Raw genomic sequence first — 15,731 nt, forward strand, 5'->3', positions numbered from 1 at the left:
ATCTGACCGGTCCAGCCGGTCGGCAGCCGTGCCCGGACCCGGTGCCGCCGAGAGAGGTCTCCCCGACCCGGGCGGCCCGGGCTCCGGGCACCGGGCGTCACGGGCTTCGAGCGTCACAGGCTTCGGGCGTCACAGGCTTCGGGCATCACGGGCTTCGGGCGTCACAGGCTTCGGGCATCACGGGCGGATGATCGCCATCCTGGTGACGGTCAGCTCCTCGATCGCGAACCGCGGCCCCTCCCGTCCCGCCCCCGAGTCCTTCACCCCTCCGTACGGCATGTTGTCGGCCCTGAACCCCGGCACGTCGTTGACCACCACCCCACCCGCCTCGATCCGCTCGATCGCCGCGAACGCCGTGGCCAGCGAGCGCGTGAACACCGCCGCGTGCAGGCCGTACCTGGACCTGTTGACCGCGGCGAAGGCGGCGTCGAGGCCGGGCACCTGGCGCACGCACACGACCGGCCCGAAGATCTCCTCGTCCCAGGCGGCGGCCCCGTCCGGCACGCCGGCCAGCACCGTCGGCGCGATGGCGCGCCCGTCGCGGTGCCCGCCCGTGACCACGTCGGCCCCGGAGGCGGCGATCCACTCCAGCACGCGGTCCGCGGCGGCCTGGTCGATCAGCGGGGCGACCCGCGTCCCCGGCAGCCGGGGATCGCCGACGGCGACGTCCTTGACCCGCTCGGCCAGCAGCGGCAGGAACTCCGCCGCCGCGGGCTCCTCGACCAGCACCCGCTGCACGGAGATGCACGCCTGGCCGGAGGCGTAGTAGCCGCCGCGCACCACCGCGTCGGCGGCGGCCTCGAGGTCGGCGTCGGCCGCCACCACGAGGGCCGCGTTCGAGCCCAGCTCCAGCAGCACCTTCGTCGGGGCGGCGGCCCGCGCGATGGCGTGGCCGGCGGCGGCGGAGCCGGTGAACGACACCGCGCCGATCCGCCGGTCCTCCACCAGCGTGCGGCCGACCTCGACGCCGCCGGTGACGACCTGCACGGCGGCGGGGGGCAGCGCGTCCCTGAGCAGGTGGACGAGCCAGAGCGTGGCCAGCGGGGTCGCGGGCGCCGGCTTGACGATCACCGGGCAACCGGCCGCCACCGCCGGGGCGATCTTGTGGGCGGCGAGGAGGAGCGGATAGTTGAAGCCGGTGATGCCGACGACGACGCCGATCGGCCGGCGCGTCCAGAACCCGATCAGGCCCTCGCCGGACGGCAGCAGGTCGAGCGGCACGGTCTCGCCGTGCAGCCGGGCGACCTCCTCGGCGGCGGTGGCGAGCGTCAGGAGCGTCCTGGCCACCTCGACCCGGCAGTCCACCAGCGGCTTGCCGGTCTCGAGCACGAGCAGCCGCTCGAACTCCTCCCGCTTGTCGCGCAGGGCGTCGTGGGCGCCCATGAGGGCGGCGCGGCGGGCGTGCGAGGGCAGCGCGGCCACGGCGGGGGCCGCGGCGAGCGCCTCGTCCACGGCCCTGGCGGCGTGCGCGGCCGTCCCGAGCGGGGCGGCGGCCACCGTGGAGCCGTCGTAGGGGAAGATCACGTCGGTGGTACCGGCGCTCTCCACCCAGCCGGCGCCGATGGGCAGGCCGGTGGGCCAGCTCTGGTCGAAGGTCATGGTCGGCTCCGCAGTGCGCTCGGGAAGACGTCGAGGTAGGCCGGTGCGCCCGGGCGCCCGGTGGCGGCCAGGACGGCGTGCGCCACGGCACGGCTGAACGCGTCCGCCGCGGCGGCGAGGATGTCCTGCAGCTCGTCGTGGCCGGGGGCGGGACGGGCGCAGGTGGCCAGGCCGAAGACGGTGTCGCCGTCGGTCATGGTGTGGGCCGGCCTGATGGCCCTGGCCAGGCCGTCGTGGGCGACCGCGGCCAGCTTGCCGCACTGGGCCTTGGTGAGGGTGCGATCGGTGGCCACGACGCCGATCGTGGTGTTGAAGGAGGGCGTGCCGGCGGGGCTCCAGGCGCCGGCCTCCTCCGGGGCCGGGGGGACGAGGTGGTCGAACTCGCCCGGCAGGCCGTATCTGGCGCCCGCGAGGGTGGCGTCGCGGTGGTCGAGGACGGATCCGACGGCGTTCACCACGGCGAGGGCGGCCACGGTGGTGCCGTCGGGGAGCACGGCGCTCGCGGTGCCCGTCCCGCCGGCCAGCCCGCCCGCCATGGCTCCGGTCCCGGCCCCGACCGACCCTCTCGCCGGTCCCGCGTGACACCCGACGCCGCCGTCCGGGGCCGTGGTCCCTTCGGTGAGAAGGGGGAGAGAAGCGGAGGCACCACCGCCCGCGGCTGCCTCGCCGTCGGAGGCTGAGGTTCCTTCGGGGAGGGCGGGAGAAGCGGCGGTGTGCGGGCCGGGGGCCGGGCCGCCGGAGGTGGCGGCGTCGTAGGCGGCGGCGCCCAGGGCGGCGTCCGGGACGGCGCGGAAGGCGCCGCCGCGGCCCAGGTCGAAGATGACCGCCGCCGGGACGATCGGCACCACGCCGCCCTCCACCGGGAACCCCACGCCCGCGTCCGCCAGCCGCGACATCACCCCGCAGGCGGCCCCCAGCCCGAACGCGCTCCCGCCCGACAGCACCACGGCGTGCACCCGCTCCACCAGGTTCCGCGGATCCAGCAGCTCCGTCTCCCGCGTCCCGGGTGCGGCGCCCCGCACGTCCACCCCCGCCACCGCGCCGCCGGCGGGCGCGAGGACGACGGTGGTCCCGGTGCGGAAGCCGCCCCCGACGAGCCGGGCGTGCCCCACCCGCAGCCCCGCCACGTCCACCAGCGAGTTCGTCGCCCCGGCCCGCACGGGAAGGTCCCTTCGCGTCACGAGCCCCGCCGCATCAGTAGTCCCCGTTCAGGAAGCGCCTGGCGGCCTCCGCGAACACCCGCGTGCACCGCACGATCTCCGCCACCTCCACGAACTCGTCGGCCTGGTGCGCGATCCACTTCCCGCCCGGCCCGTACACCACCGACGGCACCCCGCCCCAGTGGGTGAGCACGGTCCCGTCCGTCGTGCCCGGCACCCCGCCGTACACCGGCTCCTCGCCCGTCACGGCGCGATGGGCGGCGGCCAGCGCGGCGACGACCGGGTCCGAGCGCGGCACGTCCACCGGCGGCCGGTCCACCAGCACCGACACCTCCACCGAGATCCCCTCGGCGCGGGCCAGCGCGGCCACCCGGTCGGCGATCTCCTTGTGGTCGGCGCCCGGCACGGTGCGCACGTCCACGAAGACGGAGGCGACGGCCGGGATCACGTTGACCTGCTCCTCGGAGCCGGCCCGCAGCACGGTCGGCGTCACGTACACCTCGCCGAGGTGCTCGTGCGCCGGATGGCGCCGCTGCAGCTCCTCCTGCAGCGACCGCAGCCCGGTCAGCAGGGTGCCGGCGGCGGCGATGGGGTTGCGGCCGTGCTGGGGCATCGCGCCGTGGGCCATCCTGCCGGTGAGGTCCACGCGCAGCCGCAGCGCGCCCTTGGCCACGGCGCAGATCTCGCCCGCCTCGGGCTCGGCGACGATCGCCCCGTCCACGTCCGAGGCGAGCCCGGAGGAGACGAAGTGGTGCGCGCCGAGCATCAGGCCCTCCTCGTCGGCCAGCGCGCACACCTTGACGCGGCCCGGGAACGTTCCCGCGAGCTGCAGGGCGCGGGTGGCGTAGAGGGTGGCGGCCAGGCCGGACTTCATGTCGGCGCTGCCCCGCCCCCACAGCTTGCCGTCGCGGATCTCCCCGCCGAACGGGTCCACGGTCCACGAGGACAGGTCGCCCTCGGTGACGACGTCCGTGTGGCCCTCGAACATGAGCGTCGGCCCCGGCCCGCCGCCGCCCTCGACGACGGCGACCACGTTCGGCCGGCCGGGCGCGGCCTCGTACACGACGGGGTCCCAGCCCCACTCCCGCATCCGCGCCTCGACGAGCTCGGCCGCGGGCCGCTCGCAGCGGCCGCGCGCCGGGTCGTTGGTGCTGGGGATGCGGACCAGCGCCTGCGTGAACTCCACCACTCCATCGGCGTCGACTTCGATCACAGCAGTCCCTCCAGTGTCGGTACGGCCGCCAGCAGCGCCTGCGTGTACGGGTGGGCGGGCGCGGCCCAGACGTCGTCCACGGGCCCGGTCTCCACGATCTCGCCCTGGCTCATCACCGCGACCGTCTCGCACACGTGCCGCACCACGGACAGGTCGTGCGAGACGAACACGAGCGTGAGCCCCAGCTCGTCCACGAGGTCGGCCAGCAGGTTGAGTATCTGCCCTCGCACGGAGACGTCCAGAGCGCTGACGGGCTCGTCGGCGACCAGCACCTTCGGCCGCGGCGCGAGCGCGCGGGCGATGGCGATGCGCTGCCGCTGCCCGCCGGAGAACTGGTGCGGGAACCGGTCGGCGGCCGTGGCGGGCAGCCCGACCGCGTCGAGCAGCTCCGCCACCCGGTCGCCGGCGGGCAGGCCGAGGGCGGCTAGCGGCTCGGCGACGAGGTCGCGCACCCGCATGCGCGGGTCGAGCGAGCTCATCGGGTCCTGGAAGACGATCTGGAGGTTCTCGCGCAGGAAGCGCAGCCGGCGCTCCGGCCTGCCGGTGATCTCCTGGCCGTCGAAGCGGATGGTGCCGCTGGTCGGCTGGTCGAGGGCGCAGAGCAGGCGCAGCAGGGTGGACTTGCCGGAGCCGGACTCGCCGACGATGCCGTAGCGCTCGCCGCGCCGCACGGTCAGGGAGACGTCGCGCAGGGCGTGCACGGCGGCTCCCGGCCTGGTGAGCGAGGTGCGGGGGCGGCGGTAGACCCGGTTCAGCCCGCTCGCCTCAATCAGCGGGGTGCCAGCATGCGTAGGCATGGCCGTCTCCTGTCAGCGCCGGAGTCGTCTCGCAGGTGGGGGTGGCGTGCGGGCAGCGGTTGCGGAAGACGCAGCCGCCGGGGAAGCGGCCCGCCGGTGGCACGCTGCCGGCGATGGTGGGCAGGCGGGTGCCGCGCGGGGTGAGCCTGGAGGCGGCCAGCAGGCCCTGCGTGTAGCGGTGGCGGGGCCGGGTGAAGACCTCGCGGAGCGGGCCCGACTCGACGACGCGGCCGCCGTACATGACCAGGACCCGCTCGCACATGGAGGCGACCACGGCCAGGTCGTGGGTGATGAACAGCAGCGCGGGCGCGACCTCGGCGATCAGGTCGAGCATCTGCTTCTGCACGGTGACGTCGAGCGCGGTGGTGGGCTCGTCGCAGATGAGCAGCTCGGGGCCGTTGGCCAGGGCGATGGCGAGCATGACGCGCTGGCGCTGGCCGCCGGAGAGCTGGTGCGGGTACGCGCGGGCGATCTGGCCGGGCTCGGGCAGCCGTACGCGCTCCAGCAGCTCGATCGACCGCTCGCGGGCCTCCTGGCGGGAGCGGCCGTGCAGGGTCATGACCTCTGCGACCTGGGCGCCGATCCGCATGAGCGGGTTGAGCGCGGTCATCGGCTCCTGGAAGACCATGGACAGCTCGCGGCCACGCAGGCTCTTGAGCCGGCTCTCGGGCACGCCGACGAGGTCGCGGTCGCCCAGCCTGGCCCGGCCGGTCGCGGTGACGCCCTCGGGGAGCAGGCCCATGAGCGACAGCGCGGTGAGCGACTTGCCGGAGCCGGACTCGCCGATCAGCCCGACCCGCTCGCCGGGCTCGATGGTGAACGACACGTCGCGGACCAGTTCGACGGTGTCCGCGCGCACCCCGAGGCTCTCAACCTTCAGCACGGATCCTCCTGAGCCTGGGGTCGAGGTGGTCGCGCAGGCCGTCGCCGAGGAGGTTGAAGCCGAGCACGGCCACGGCGATCGCGATCCCCGGCCACAGCGCCAGGCGGGGGGTGGAGAAGAGCAGTTCCTGCGACTCCTGCAGCATGCGCCCCCACGACGGGATCGGCGGGCGGGTGCCGAAGCCGAGGAACGACAGCGCCGCCTCGGCCAGGATGGCGATCGCGAACGACACCGACGCCTGCACGATCAGCACGGAGCCGATGTTCGGCAGCACGTGCCGTACGGCGATGGCGGGCCGGCGCCGCCCGGCGGCCCTGGCGGCCAGGATGTAGTCGGTCACCATGACCTGGAGCGTGGCGGCGCGGGCCACGCGGGCGAACGCGGGCACGGTGGCCACCCCGATGGCGATCATCGCGGTGAGCGTGCCGGGCCCGTACACCGCGCCGAGCATGACGGCCAGCAGCAGCGCGGGGAAGGCGAACACGAGGTCGTTGACCCGCATGATCAGCTCCGACAGCCAGCCGCGCGGCGTCATCCCGGCGACCACGCCGAGCGGGGTGCCGATGACGGCGGCGATGCCGACCGCGACGACGCCGACGTAGAGGGTGGTGCGGGCGCCGACCATGAGCTGGCTGAAGGTGTCGCGGCCGAACTTGTCGGCGCCGAGCAGGTAGCCGTCGCCGGGCTCGCGCAGCTTGCGGGCGGCGTCCACGAGCGTGGGGTCGTGCGGCGTCCAGAAGAACGAGACGACGGCGGCGAGGGCGACGAGCCCGACGAGGGCGCCGCCGGCCAGCAGCGCGAGGTTCGGCCTGCCTCTCATCGCAGCCTCGGGTCGAGCAGGTGGTAGGTCACGTCGACCACGAAGTTGATCAGCAGCACGGCGGCCACCAGCACCATCACCACGCCTTGGACGAGCAGCAGGTCACGCCCGGCGACGCCGTTGAGCAGCAGGTCGCCGAGCCCGGGGATGACGAAGACCCGCTCGACCACGACCGCGCCGATGAGCAGCGTGGCCAGTTGCAGGCCGAGCACGGTGACGACGGGGACGGAGGCGTTGCGCAGCCCGTGCCGCCACAGCGCGCCGGTGCTGCCGCGGCCCTTGGCGCGGGCGGTGCGCAGGTAGTCCTCGCGCATGACGTCGAGCACGGCGCTGCGCACGTAGCGGGTGAGCACGGCGCCCTGCACCAGGCCGAGCGACAGCCACGGCAGCAGCAGGCTGCGCAGCCACTCCCCCGGGTCGTCGGCGATGGGCACGTAGCCGCCGGACGGCAGCACCTGGGCCTGCACCGCGAACACGAACACCAGCAGGATCCCGGCCAGGAACGCGGGGACCGCGATGCCGAGCTGGCTGACCGCGCTGATCGCCGCGCCCAGGGGATCGCGGTGGTGCACGGCGGCGAACGTGCCCAGCGGCACGGCCAGCACCAGGGCCACGGCCATGCCGCCGAGCACGAGCACGGCCGTGACGCCGAGCCGGTCGGAGATCTGCGGGCCGATGGGGGCGCTGGTCACGTACGAGGTGCCGAAGTCGCCCTGCGCCAGCCCGCCGAACCAGTCGAGGAACTGCACGCCGGGCGGCCGGTCGGTGCCGAACTGGCGGCGCAGCTCGGCCACCGCCTCGGGGGTGGCGTTGACGCCGAGCGCGATCTCGGCCGGGTCGCCGGGCAGCAGCGCCATGAAGGCGAACACCGCCACGGCGGCCACGACGGTGCTCGCGAGCAGCACCGCCAGCCGCTTGACGAGGTACAGGATCACTGCTTGGCGAGTCCGGTGAAGTCGAAGGACTCCGCGATGGCGTTCTTCGGCAGCCCGGTGACGCCCTTCTTCGCCACGATCAGGTTGGGGAACAGGAAGAGCCAGTCGGCCGCGGCGTCCTGCGACAGCAGCTTGGCGGCCTGCTTGAGGTCGCCGGCCTGCTCCTGCTCGGTGCCCGCGTCGGCGGAGGCGAGCAGCTCGCCGAACTCGGGATTGTCGTACCGGAAGTAGTACGACTTATCGGCGAATATGCCCATGTCGCGGGGCTCGACGTGGTTGATGATGGACAGGTCGTAGTCGCCCTTGGTGAACACCTGGTCCAGCCAGCGCGCGGGGAACTCCAGCGGCTCGATCTCGGCGTTGATGCCCACCTGGGCGAGCTGCGACTTGACGACCTGGGCGCTGTTGACCGCGTACGGCAGGTTGGGGATGCGCATCTTGACGTTGTACGTCTTCCCGCCCAGCAGTTCCTTGGCCTTGGCCGGGTCGTACGGGTAGTCGCCGGTGCGGTCCTCGTACCAGGGGTCGGTGGGCGGCACCATCGAGCCGATGAGCTGCCCGCGCCCGGCCCAGGCGGTGTCGAGCAGCGCCTTGTGGTCGATGGCGTGCCGCACGGCCTGCCTGACCTTCTTGTCGTCGAACGGCGGGCGCCCGTTGTTCATCGACAGCACGACCTCGCCGTTGGTGGTGCCCTCGATGGTCTCGAACCGGTTGGGGTCGGCGAACTGCTGCAGCGACTCGGGCGCCTGCACGCTGGAGATGACGTCGATGCCGCCGGTCAGCAGCGCGTTGTTCATCGCCGTGGCGTCCTTGAAGTACTTCAGCGTGACCGACGACAGCGCCGGCTTGGCGCCCCAGTAGGAGGGGTTGGTGTCCAGGCGGAGGGAGTCGCCGCGCCGCCAGGAGCCCAGCACGTACGGGCCGGTGCCGACGGGCTTGTTGGCCAGGTCGGCCACGCCGGTGCGGCTGAACATGGCGCCGAGCCTGCTGGTCATCGCGTACAGGAAGCCGTTGCTGGGCCGCTTGAGCGTGACGACGGCGGTGGAGTCGTCCTTCTTCTCGACCTTGTCGACGACGTCGAGCTGCGCCTTGATCTTGAGCTTCCAGTCGGTCCGCACCCGGTCGAGGGAGAAGACCACGTCGTCGGCCGTGAACGGCGCGCCGCTGCTGAACTTCACGTTCCGGCGCAGCGTGAAGGTGTAGGTCTTCCGGTCGCCGGAGACGTCCCACTTCTCGGCGAGCAGCGGCACGATCTCGCCGTTCTGGTCGAGCTTGACCAGGCCCTCGTAGACGTTGACGAGCAGGGCCTGCGGGATGGCGGCGCCCTCGGTGGAGGTGAAGTCGAGGTTGGCGGGCTCGGCCACCGCGCCGACCGACAGCGTCCGGGTCTTGGCCGGGCCCGCGGCCCCGCCGTTGCCGTCGCCACCGCCTCCGCAGGCTGCCGTGGCCAGCAGGAGACCGCCGGCGGCGATCCAGATCCCGATTCGCCTCATGTCCTACAGCCTCCTGGCTAGTGTACTGGTCGGACCAGTAGGCTACGCACATTGCCAGCCGGTGACGGCTCGGGTCAAGGGGGCTTGCATGGGTGGTCCGCGCTTCGAGCCGGTGCGTACCGTGCGCGCTTACGAGCGGGTCGTGGAGCAGATCGAGGAGGCCGTCGAGAGCGGCGCGCTGTCTCCTGGCGCGCGGCTGCCGAGCGAGCGCGAGCTGATGGTGCAGTTCTCCGTCAGCCGGTCCACCGTACGCGAGGCGCTGCGGGTGCTGCAGGCGCGCGGCCTGGTGCGCTCGCGGCCGGGGGATCCGCACGGGGCGGAGGTGCTGCCGTTCTCGCCCGCCGCATTACACAAGTCCATGACCACCCTGGCCAGGATGGCGGAGCTGTCGCTCGGCGAGCTGGTGCAGTTCAGGATGGTGCTGGACGGGTCGGCCGTGCTGCTGGCCGCGCGCCTGCGCACCGAGGAGCAGCTCGCCGAGATGTGCGAGGCGGTGGCCGCCATGCGGGCCGCCGTGGGCCGGGACGCGGAGGCGTTCGGGGCCGCGGACGTGGCCTTCCACGACGCGGTGGCGCGGGCCGGCGGCAACAAGCTGATCCAGGTCTGCACGGACGTGGTGCGCTCGATCGTGCTGAAGCTGATCGCGGAACGGATCGCCGCGGCGCCGGACCGCGAGGAGCTGATGCGGCGGAGCATCCGCCACCACGAGGAGGTCATCGCCGCCATCCGGGCCGGGGACGGCCCACTGGCAGCCCAATTGTCCAGAAAAGCGATGTATGACTATTACGCCGGGTATGTAGATGAAGGTGAGCGGAGTGCCCTGAGGGCACTCTTGGAGTGATCTGGCCCACAGGGTGTTATGTTGCCGAGGTGGCGCGGGTGGACGGGGACGGGCTGGCGGAAGCCTTTCTGCGCGAGCCGCGCCGATACACCAGTCACCAGGTCGCCGAGATGGCGGGGGTGCCGGTCTATCGTGCGCGGCGCTTCTGGCGTGCCCTGGGGTTCGCCAACGTGCCCGACGACGCCGTCGAGTTCACCGACTCCGACGTCGAGGCGCTCAAGACGCTGCTCGGCATGGTGACCTCGGGCGTCTACGACGAGGAGCACGTGCTGCTCATCGCCCGCTCGCTGGGCCGGGCCACGACCAGGCTGGCCGAGTCGCAGGCGGAGCTGGGCGCCGAGGCGCTGGACAACGCGGGCGTGCCGCTGGCCGAGCGGCCTCGGGCCTGGCGCAGGCGGGCCGAGCGGGTCGTGCCCGACCTGGCGCGGCTGCTGGTCTACGCCTGGCAGCGCCAGCTCGCCGCCGCGGCCGGGCGCCTGGCCGAGCAGGACATGAGCGCCGTACGGCTGGCCGTCGGCTTCGCCGACCTGGTCGCCTTCACCCGGCTCAGCAGGCAGATCACCGGCGGCGAGCTGGCCAGGCTGATCGACAGGTTCGAGGGGCGCTCGGCCGACATCGTGACGTCCTCGGGCGGCCGGGTGGTCAAGACGCTGGGCGACTCGGTGCTGTTCGTGAGCGACAAGGCGCACGTGGCGGCGGAGATCGCGCTGCGGCTGGTGGAGACGCACGCGCGCGGCAAGGACATGCCGGAGCTGCGGGTGGGGCTGGCCTCCGGACCGGTGATCTGGCGCATGGGCGACGTGTTCGGCACCACGGTGAACCTGGCCAGCAGGCTGACCGCGTTGTCCCTGCCGGGAACGATCCTGGCCGATCCGCAGCTGGCCGAGGAGCTCGAGGGCGATCGGGCCTTCCGGCTGCGTGAGGTCAACCGGCTGTCGGTGCGAGGGCTGGGCGAGCTGGCGCCGTACACGGTCATGCGGGCCGGGAGCGCCTGAGCCGTCCGGGCCGGCGCGCGCGAGTTCTCGCCCCCGGGCAACCTGACCGGGACGACGACGCGTCACCAGCGTCAGCTAGCCGCTCGCACAGAAGGAGCGCCGAGTTGGCAGATAGGGCGATTTTTCAGGACTTCGTGGTGGCGAGGTCGGACCGGCTGTTACGCACGGCGTACCTGCTGGCCCGCGACTGGGGCCTCGCGGAGGACCTGCTGCAGGAGTCGCTGGCCAAGGCGTGGTTCGCCTGGCCGGGCATCGACGAGCCCGAGGCGTACGTGCGCAAGGTGCTGGTCACCACGTACGTCTCCTGGTGGCGGCGGCGCTGGCGCGGGGAGGTGCCCAGCGGCGACGACCTGCCGGAGAGGCCGGCCCACGACGCGGCCGGCGACGACGAGGAGCTGTGGCGGGCGGTGGGGCGGCTGCCGGCCAGGCAGCGCGCGGTGATCGTGCTGCGCTTCTACGAGGACCTGCCGGTCGGCGAGGTGGCCAGGCTGCTGGGCTGCCAGGAGGGCACGGTCAAGAGCCAGACCGCCAAGGCGCTGGCCAAGCTGCGAGTGGACGAGTCGATCGTGAAGGAGAGGCGCTGATGAGCGTGCGGGAGTTGCGTGACGTCCTGCGGGAGCGGGCCGAGGGCCCGTCGCCCGCCAACCCGCACCGCCACGACCAGGTACGCGCCCGCATCCGCCGGACCCGCCTGCGCAGGAGGGCGTCCGCGGGTGCGGTGACGCTGGCGGCCGTGGCGGTGGCGGCCTACCTGGTCCCCGGCCAGGCCGGGCTGGTCGTCCCCGGGGAGACGCCGCCCGCCGCGTCGCGACAGGAGCTGCCCGAGCGGTTCACCTCCCCCGACGGCACCGAGTACCGCCGGGTGGGCCTGGTCACCCTCACGGGGACCGAGGCGTCGATCGACGTCCCGGTCTCGGGGAAGCCGCTGGAGGTGGCCACGCCGTGCGACGGGGACCGCAACCGCATGCCGGTGGTCCACGTCGACTCCCGCCGCGTCCACGTCCCCAGGTACGGCTGCGGCGACGGCCTGCCGTACCTGCTGCCGGTGGACGTGCCGCAGGGGTCCACCCGGGCCAGGCTGACGTTCGACAGGAGCGAGGAGGGCTGCGTCATCCCGGTCGAGGACGGGCCGTGCGTGCCGGAGCAGCCCGACACCGCGGTCCGCGACATCGGCGTCTACGAGTGGACGCCACCGGCCATGACCATCGAGCCCGCGCGGATCGGGGCCCTGCCCGGGCAGCTCGACGGCCGGCGGCTGGCCGACAGCGCGTCGGGAAGGTGGCCGGGGGCCTCCTCCGTCACGCTGACGGGCAGCGGCGCGGGCCCGGTCAGCGTCAGCCTGCTCTGCTCGGGCGACCTGGCCCAGCGGATGTGGTTCAAGTTCTGGATCAACGGCAAGGAGGGCCGCACGACGGTGGGCTGCCCCTGGGCGGAGGGCTCCTCCCCGAGCGCGGGCCTGGAGCTCGATGCGCCGGAGGGCGAGCGGGTGACGGTGACCGTTCAGACGGGCATGTGGGGCGAGTACACCAACCGCCCGGTTCGCTGGTCGGCCGGCCTGTACGTAAGGTAGATCGTCATGACGGGACGCACCGCCGTGGACGGCGAGCTGGTCGGCGCCGAGGCGCGCCTCATGCTGGACGCCCGCTATGGGCACTTCACCGCCATGCAGGTCAGGGACCGGCGCGTGCGCGGGCTCGACCGGCACTTCGAGCGGCTCGAAGGGGCCAGCAGGGAGCTGTTCGGGGCGGAGCTCGACCGGGCGGCGGTGCTGGCCTCGATCAGGGCCGTGCTGGGCGGCGGCGTGCGCGACGCCGGGGTGCGGGTGAACGTCGTGGAGCACGGCGGCCGGCCGCGCGTCGTGGCCGCCGCGTACCCGCCGCATCCGCCGCTGAGCGGCCCGCTGCACGTCAAACCGGTCGTCTACCAGCGGTACCTGCCGCACATCAAGCAGGCCTTCGGCTTCCAGCAGGCCCACATCGTGCGGCTGGCCGCCCGCGAGGGCTTCGACGAGGCGCTGCTCACCACCGAGGACGGCCTGATCAGCGAGGGCGCGATCACGAACCTGGGCGGCTTCGCGGACGGCCGGCTGGTGTGGCCGGACGCGCCGATGCTGCGCGGGATCACGATGAGCCTGCTGCAGGACCTGGACGTGCCGCAGGAGCAGCGGCCGGTCAAGGTGGCCGACCTGACCGGCTTCGACCTGGTGTTCCTCTGCAACTCCTGGGGGGTGATGCCGGTCGGCAGGGTCGACGGCGTGCCGCTGCGCCAGGACGCCGGGCTGCTGGCGCGGCTGGTCGAGCACTACGAGAGCGTGCCGGCCGATCCGGTGGATTGATCCGGCGGGCGGGCGTGTTGCACCCGTACATGACCGCCTACTCGATTCTCGACCGCTCACTCGTCCGCCGCGGCTCGACCCCGGCCGCCGCGCTGCGCGAGACCGTGGAGTTCGCGCGGCAGGCCGAGGAGCTCGGCTACCACCGGTTCTGGGTGTCGGAGCACCACAGCGTGCCCGGGGTGGCGGGGTCGGCGCCGACCGTGCTGGCGGCGGCCGTGGCCGCGGCCACCTCGCGGATCCGGGTGGGCACCGGCGGCGTGATGCTGCCCAACCATCGGCCGCTGGTCGTGGCCGAGCAGTTCGGCGTGCTGGAGTCGCTGCATCCCGGCCGCGTGGACATGGGTCTGGGGCGTTCCGTGGGTTTCACCGGGGGCATCCGCCGGGCGCTCGGGCACGGCAAGGACGACGCGGACCGGTTCGGCGACCAGCTCGCCGAGCTGCTCGGTTACTTCACCGGCGAGCAGAGCGCGCATCCGGGGGTGCACGCGCTGCCCGCGGAGGGGCTGCGGCCGCAGGTGTTCGTGCTGGCCATGGGGGCGGGGGCGGACATCGCGGCCGAGCACGGGCTGCCGATGGTGATCGGCGGCGGGGCGCGGATGCATGACGCCGTGGCGCGGTACCGGGCCGCGTTCCGGCCGTCGGCGTGGGCGGCGCGGCCGTACGTGATCGTCGCGGCGGACGTCGCGGTCGCCGCGAGCGCGCAGGAGGCGGCGCTGCTGCAGCTCCCGGAGGCGTGGGCCACCGTGCGCTCGCGCACCGGCGGCTCCTTCCCGCCGCTCGTGCCCGCCGGGGAGATCGCGGGGATGGAGCTGGCCGGGCGGGAGCGGGCGTACCTGGACGAGGCGCTCAAGGGCAAGATCCACGGCACGGAGCGCGAGGTCGCGGTGGCGCTCGGCACGCTGGTCGGGACGAGCGGGGCCGACGAGGTGCTGGTCACGATGAACACCTACGACCTGGACCGGCGGCTGGACTCCTACCGGCGGCTCGCGACCGTCTTCACGGGTTAGGATCGCCCGAACATCGTTCTGAAGGGTGTTCGCATGATCCGTCAGCACGCCATCGGTGACCTCCTGCGGCGCACGGCCGCCCGGCATCCCTCCAAGACCGCCGTCGTCTACGGCGACCTGCGGCAGAGCTACGCCGACCTCGACCGGGCGGTGAACAGGACCGCCAACGCCCTGGCCGCGCGCGGCGTGGGCAAGGGCGACCGGTTCGCCGTCTTCAGCCACAACAACCACGCGTTCGTGGTGGCGTACTTCGCGCTGGCGCGGCTGGGGGCGATCTCCGTGCCGGTGAACTTCATGCTGGGGGCCGAGGAGGTGGCGTACATCCTCCGGCATTCCGGCGCCACCGGGATGCTCGCCGAGGAGGCGCTGCTGCCGGTGGCCGAGGCGGCGCTCACGCCCGATGTCACGGTGCGCGGCGTGATCGGCGCCGGCCGGGACGGGTGGGAGCCGTTCACCGCGTGGTCGGCCTTCGAGGACGACTGCGAGCCCCGGGTGGAGATCGCCGACGACGACCCGATCCAGCTCATGTACACCAGCGGCACCGAGTCCCGCCCCAAGGGCGCCACGCTGTCGAGCAGGAGCCTGATCGCGCAGTACGTGACGTGCGTGGTGGACGGCGAGATGAGCGCCGACGACGTCGAGGTGCACGCCCTGCCCCTCTACCACTGCGCGCAGCTCCACTGCTTCCTGACGCCGGGCGTCTACCTGGGCGCCACCAACATCATCCTGCCCGGCCCCAGCGCGGCGGCGATCCTGGCCACGATCGAGGGCGAGCGGGCCACCAAGCTGTTCTGCCCGCCCACGGTGTGGATCTCGCTGCTGCGCCACCCGGACTTCGACCGCCGCGACCTGTCGTCGCTGCGCAAGGGGTACTACGGCGCCTCCATCATGCCGGTGGAGGTGCTGAAGGAGATCGCCGCGCGGCTGCCGGACGTGCGCCTGTTCAACTTCTACGGCCAGACCGAGATGGCGCCCGTCGCCACCATCCTCGGCCCCGAGGAGCAGCTCACCCGGCTGGGCTCGGCCGGGCGGCCCGCGCTGAACGTCGAGACCAGGATCGTGGACGACGCCGGGGAGCCGGTGCCGCCCGGCGTGGTCGGCGAGATCGTGCACCGCAGCCCGCACGCCATGCTCGGCTACTGGAACGACCCGGACAAGACCGCCGAGGCGTTCCGCGGCGGCTGGTTCCACAGCGGCGACCTGGGCGTGCTGGACGAGGACGGTTACCTGGCGGTGGTCGACAGGAAGAAGGACATGATCAAGACGGGTGGCGAGAACGTCGCCAGCCGCGAGGTCGAGGAGGCCCTCTACCAGCATCCGGCGGTCGCGGAGGCGGCGGTGTTCGGGGTGCCGGACGCGAAGTGGATCGAGGCGGTGACAGCCGCGGTCGTGCTGCGCGAGGGTGCCGGGGTGACGGAGCAGGAGCTGATCGTGTTCCTGCGGGAGCGGCTGGCGCCGTTCAAGACCCCCAAACGAGTTGTTTTTCTGGAATCGCTTCCTAAAAACGCCTCGGGGAAAGTACTCAAGCGCGAGTTGAGAAGCAACATTTCCTAATTTCATTCATGGTTACGGGCACGATTGGGCATTGCCCGCTCGTTTAGCGGGCATTCCCTTTCGACGACGACCGCACCTCAAGTCCCGGACGACCCCCCT

15 protein-coding genes are annotated in these 15,731 nt (G+C 73.2%); 7 read left to right on the forward strand and 8 right to left on the reverse strand.

Annotation, left to right across the window (positions count from 1 at the left end; all coding sequences use genetic code 11):
• Nucleotides 1–177: 177 nt before the first annotated feature.
• From ACBJ32_RS08310 to ACBJ32_RS08345, 8 genes are read right to left on the reverse strand one after another with little or no spacing between them, the layout of a single operon-like run.
• Nucleotides 178–1,599 carry an aldehyde dehydrogenase family protein gene (locus ACBJ32_RS08310; protein ID WP_375126217.1) on the reverse strand — a complete coding sequence of 474 codons (1,422 nt, stop codon included), beginning with the start codon at nt 1,597–1,599 and terminating at the stop codon, nt 178–180.
• Complete coding sequence (locus ACBJ32_RS08315) at nt 1,596–2,780, reverse strand: P1 family peptidase (RefSeq protein WP_375126218.1); 1,185 nt, start codon at nt 2,778–2,780, stop codon at nt 1,596–1,598. Before ACBJ32_RS08315 ends, ACBJ32_RS08310 begins: the two co-directional genes overlap by 4 nt.
• A 13-nt stretch (nt 2,781–2,793) precedes the next feature.
• Nucleotides 2,794–3,972, reverse strand: a complete 1,179-nt coding sequence (locus tag ACBJ32_RS08320; protein WP_375126219.1) for a M20 family metallopeptidase — start codon at nt 3,970–3,972, stop codon at nt 2,794–2,796.
• Nucleotides 3,969–4,769: an ATP-binding cassette domain-containing protein gene (locus ACBJ32_RS08325; protein ID WP_357882956.1), complete on the reverse strand. Its 801-nt coding sequence runs from the start codon at nt 4,767–4,769 to the stop codon at nt 3,969–3,971. Before ACBJ32_RS08325 ends, ACBJ32_RS08320 begins: the two co-directional genes overlap by 4 nt.
• Nucleotides 4,738–5,652 carry an ABC transporter ATP-binding protein gene (locus tag ACBJ32_RS08330; protein ID WP_375126220.1) on the reverse strand — a complete coding sequence of 305 codons (915 nt, stop codon included), beginning with the start codon at nt 5,650–5,652 and terminating at the stop codon, nt 4,738–4,740. The genes ACBJ32_RS08325 and ACBJ32_RS08330 overlap by 32 nt, the downstream gene beginning before the upstream one ends.
• Entirely contained in the window at nt 5,639–6,472 is an 834-nt protein-coding gene (locus tag ACBJ32_RS08335) for an ABC transporter permease (RefSeq protein ID WP_375126221.1), read from the reverse strand. The genes ACBJ32_RS08330 and ACBJ32_RS08335 overlap by 14 nt, the downstream gene beginning before the upstream one ends.
• Nucleotides 6,469–7,407, reverse strand: coding sequence for an ABC transporter permease (locus tag ACBJ32_RS08340; RefSeq protein ID WP_375126222.1), 939 nt, complete (start codon nt 7,405–7,407; stop codon nt 6,469–6,471). Before ACBJ32_RS08340 ends, ACBJ32_RS08335 begins: the two co-directional genes overlap by 4 nt.
• A complete protein-coding gene (locus ACBJ32_RS08345; RefSeq protein ID WP_375126223.1) occupies nt 7,404–8,900 on the reverse strand; it encodes an ABC transporter substrate-binding protein in 1,497 nt (498 codons plus the stop codon). Before ACBJ32_RS08345 ends, ACBJ32_RS08340 begins: the two co-directional genes overlap by 4 nt.
• Nucleotides 8,901–8,988: 88 nt before the next feature.
• On the opposite strand from ACBJ32_RS08345, the gene ACBJ32_RS08350 reads away from it, so the two are divergent.
• From ACBJ32_RS08350 to ACBJ32_RS08380, 7 genes are all read left to right on the forward strand, one after another.
• Entirely contained in the window at nt 8,989–9,741 is a 753-nt protein-coding gene (locus ACBJ32_RS08350; RefSeq protein WP_375126224.1) for a FadR/GntR family transcriptional regulator, read from the forward strand.
• 29 nt (nt 9,742–9,770) lie between these two features.
• Nucleotides 9,771–10,736, forward strand: a complete 966-nt coding sequence (locus ACBJ32_RS08355; protein ID WP_357882975.1) for an adenylate/guanylate cyclase domain-containing protein — start codon at nt 9,771–9,773, stop codon at nt 10,734–10,736.
• 104 nt (nt 10,737–10,840) lie between these two features.
• A complete protein-coding gene (locus ACBJ32_RS08360; protein ID WP_375126225.1) occupies nt 10,841–11,320 on the forward strand; it encodes a SigE family RNA polymerase sigma factor in 480 nt (159 codons plus the stop codon).
• A complete protein-coding gene (locus ACBJ32_RS08365) occupies nt 11,320–12,306 on the forward strand; it encodes a hypothetical protein (protein ID WP_375126226.1) in 987 nt (328 codons plus the stop codon). The genes ACBJ32_RS08360 and ACBJ32_RS08365 overlap by 1 nt, the downstream gene beginning before the upstream one ends.
• Before the next feature lie 6 nt (nt 12,307–12,312).
• Nucleotides 12,313–13,071: an aminotransferase class IV gene (locus ACBJ32_RS08370; RefSeq protein ID WP_375126227.1), complete on the forward strand. Its 759-nt coding sequence runs from the start codon at nt 12,313–12,315 to the stop codon at nt 13,069–13,071.
• Nucleotides 13,072–13,100: 29 nt separating this feature from the next.
• Complete coding sequence (locus ACBJ32_RS08375) at nt 13,101–14,078, forward strand: MsnO8 family LLM class oxidoreductase (protein WP_375126228.1); 978 nt, start codon at nt 13,101–13,103, stop codon at nt 14,076–14,078.
• A gap of 33 nt (nt 14,079–14,111) precedes the next feature.
• Nucleotides 14,112–15,632, forward strand: a complete 1,521-nt coding sequence (locus ACBJ32_RS08380; RefSeq protein WP_375126229.1) for an acyl-CoA synthetase — start codon at nt 14,112–14,114, stop codon at nt 15,630–15,632.
• Nucleotides 15,633–15,731: the final 99 nt, after the last annotated feature.

The organism is Nonomuraea sp. GTA35 (assembly GCF_041950525.1).
Taxonomy (GTDB): Bacteria; Actinomycetota; Actinomycetes; order Streptosporangiales; family Streptosporangiaceae; genus Nonomuraea.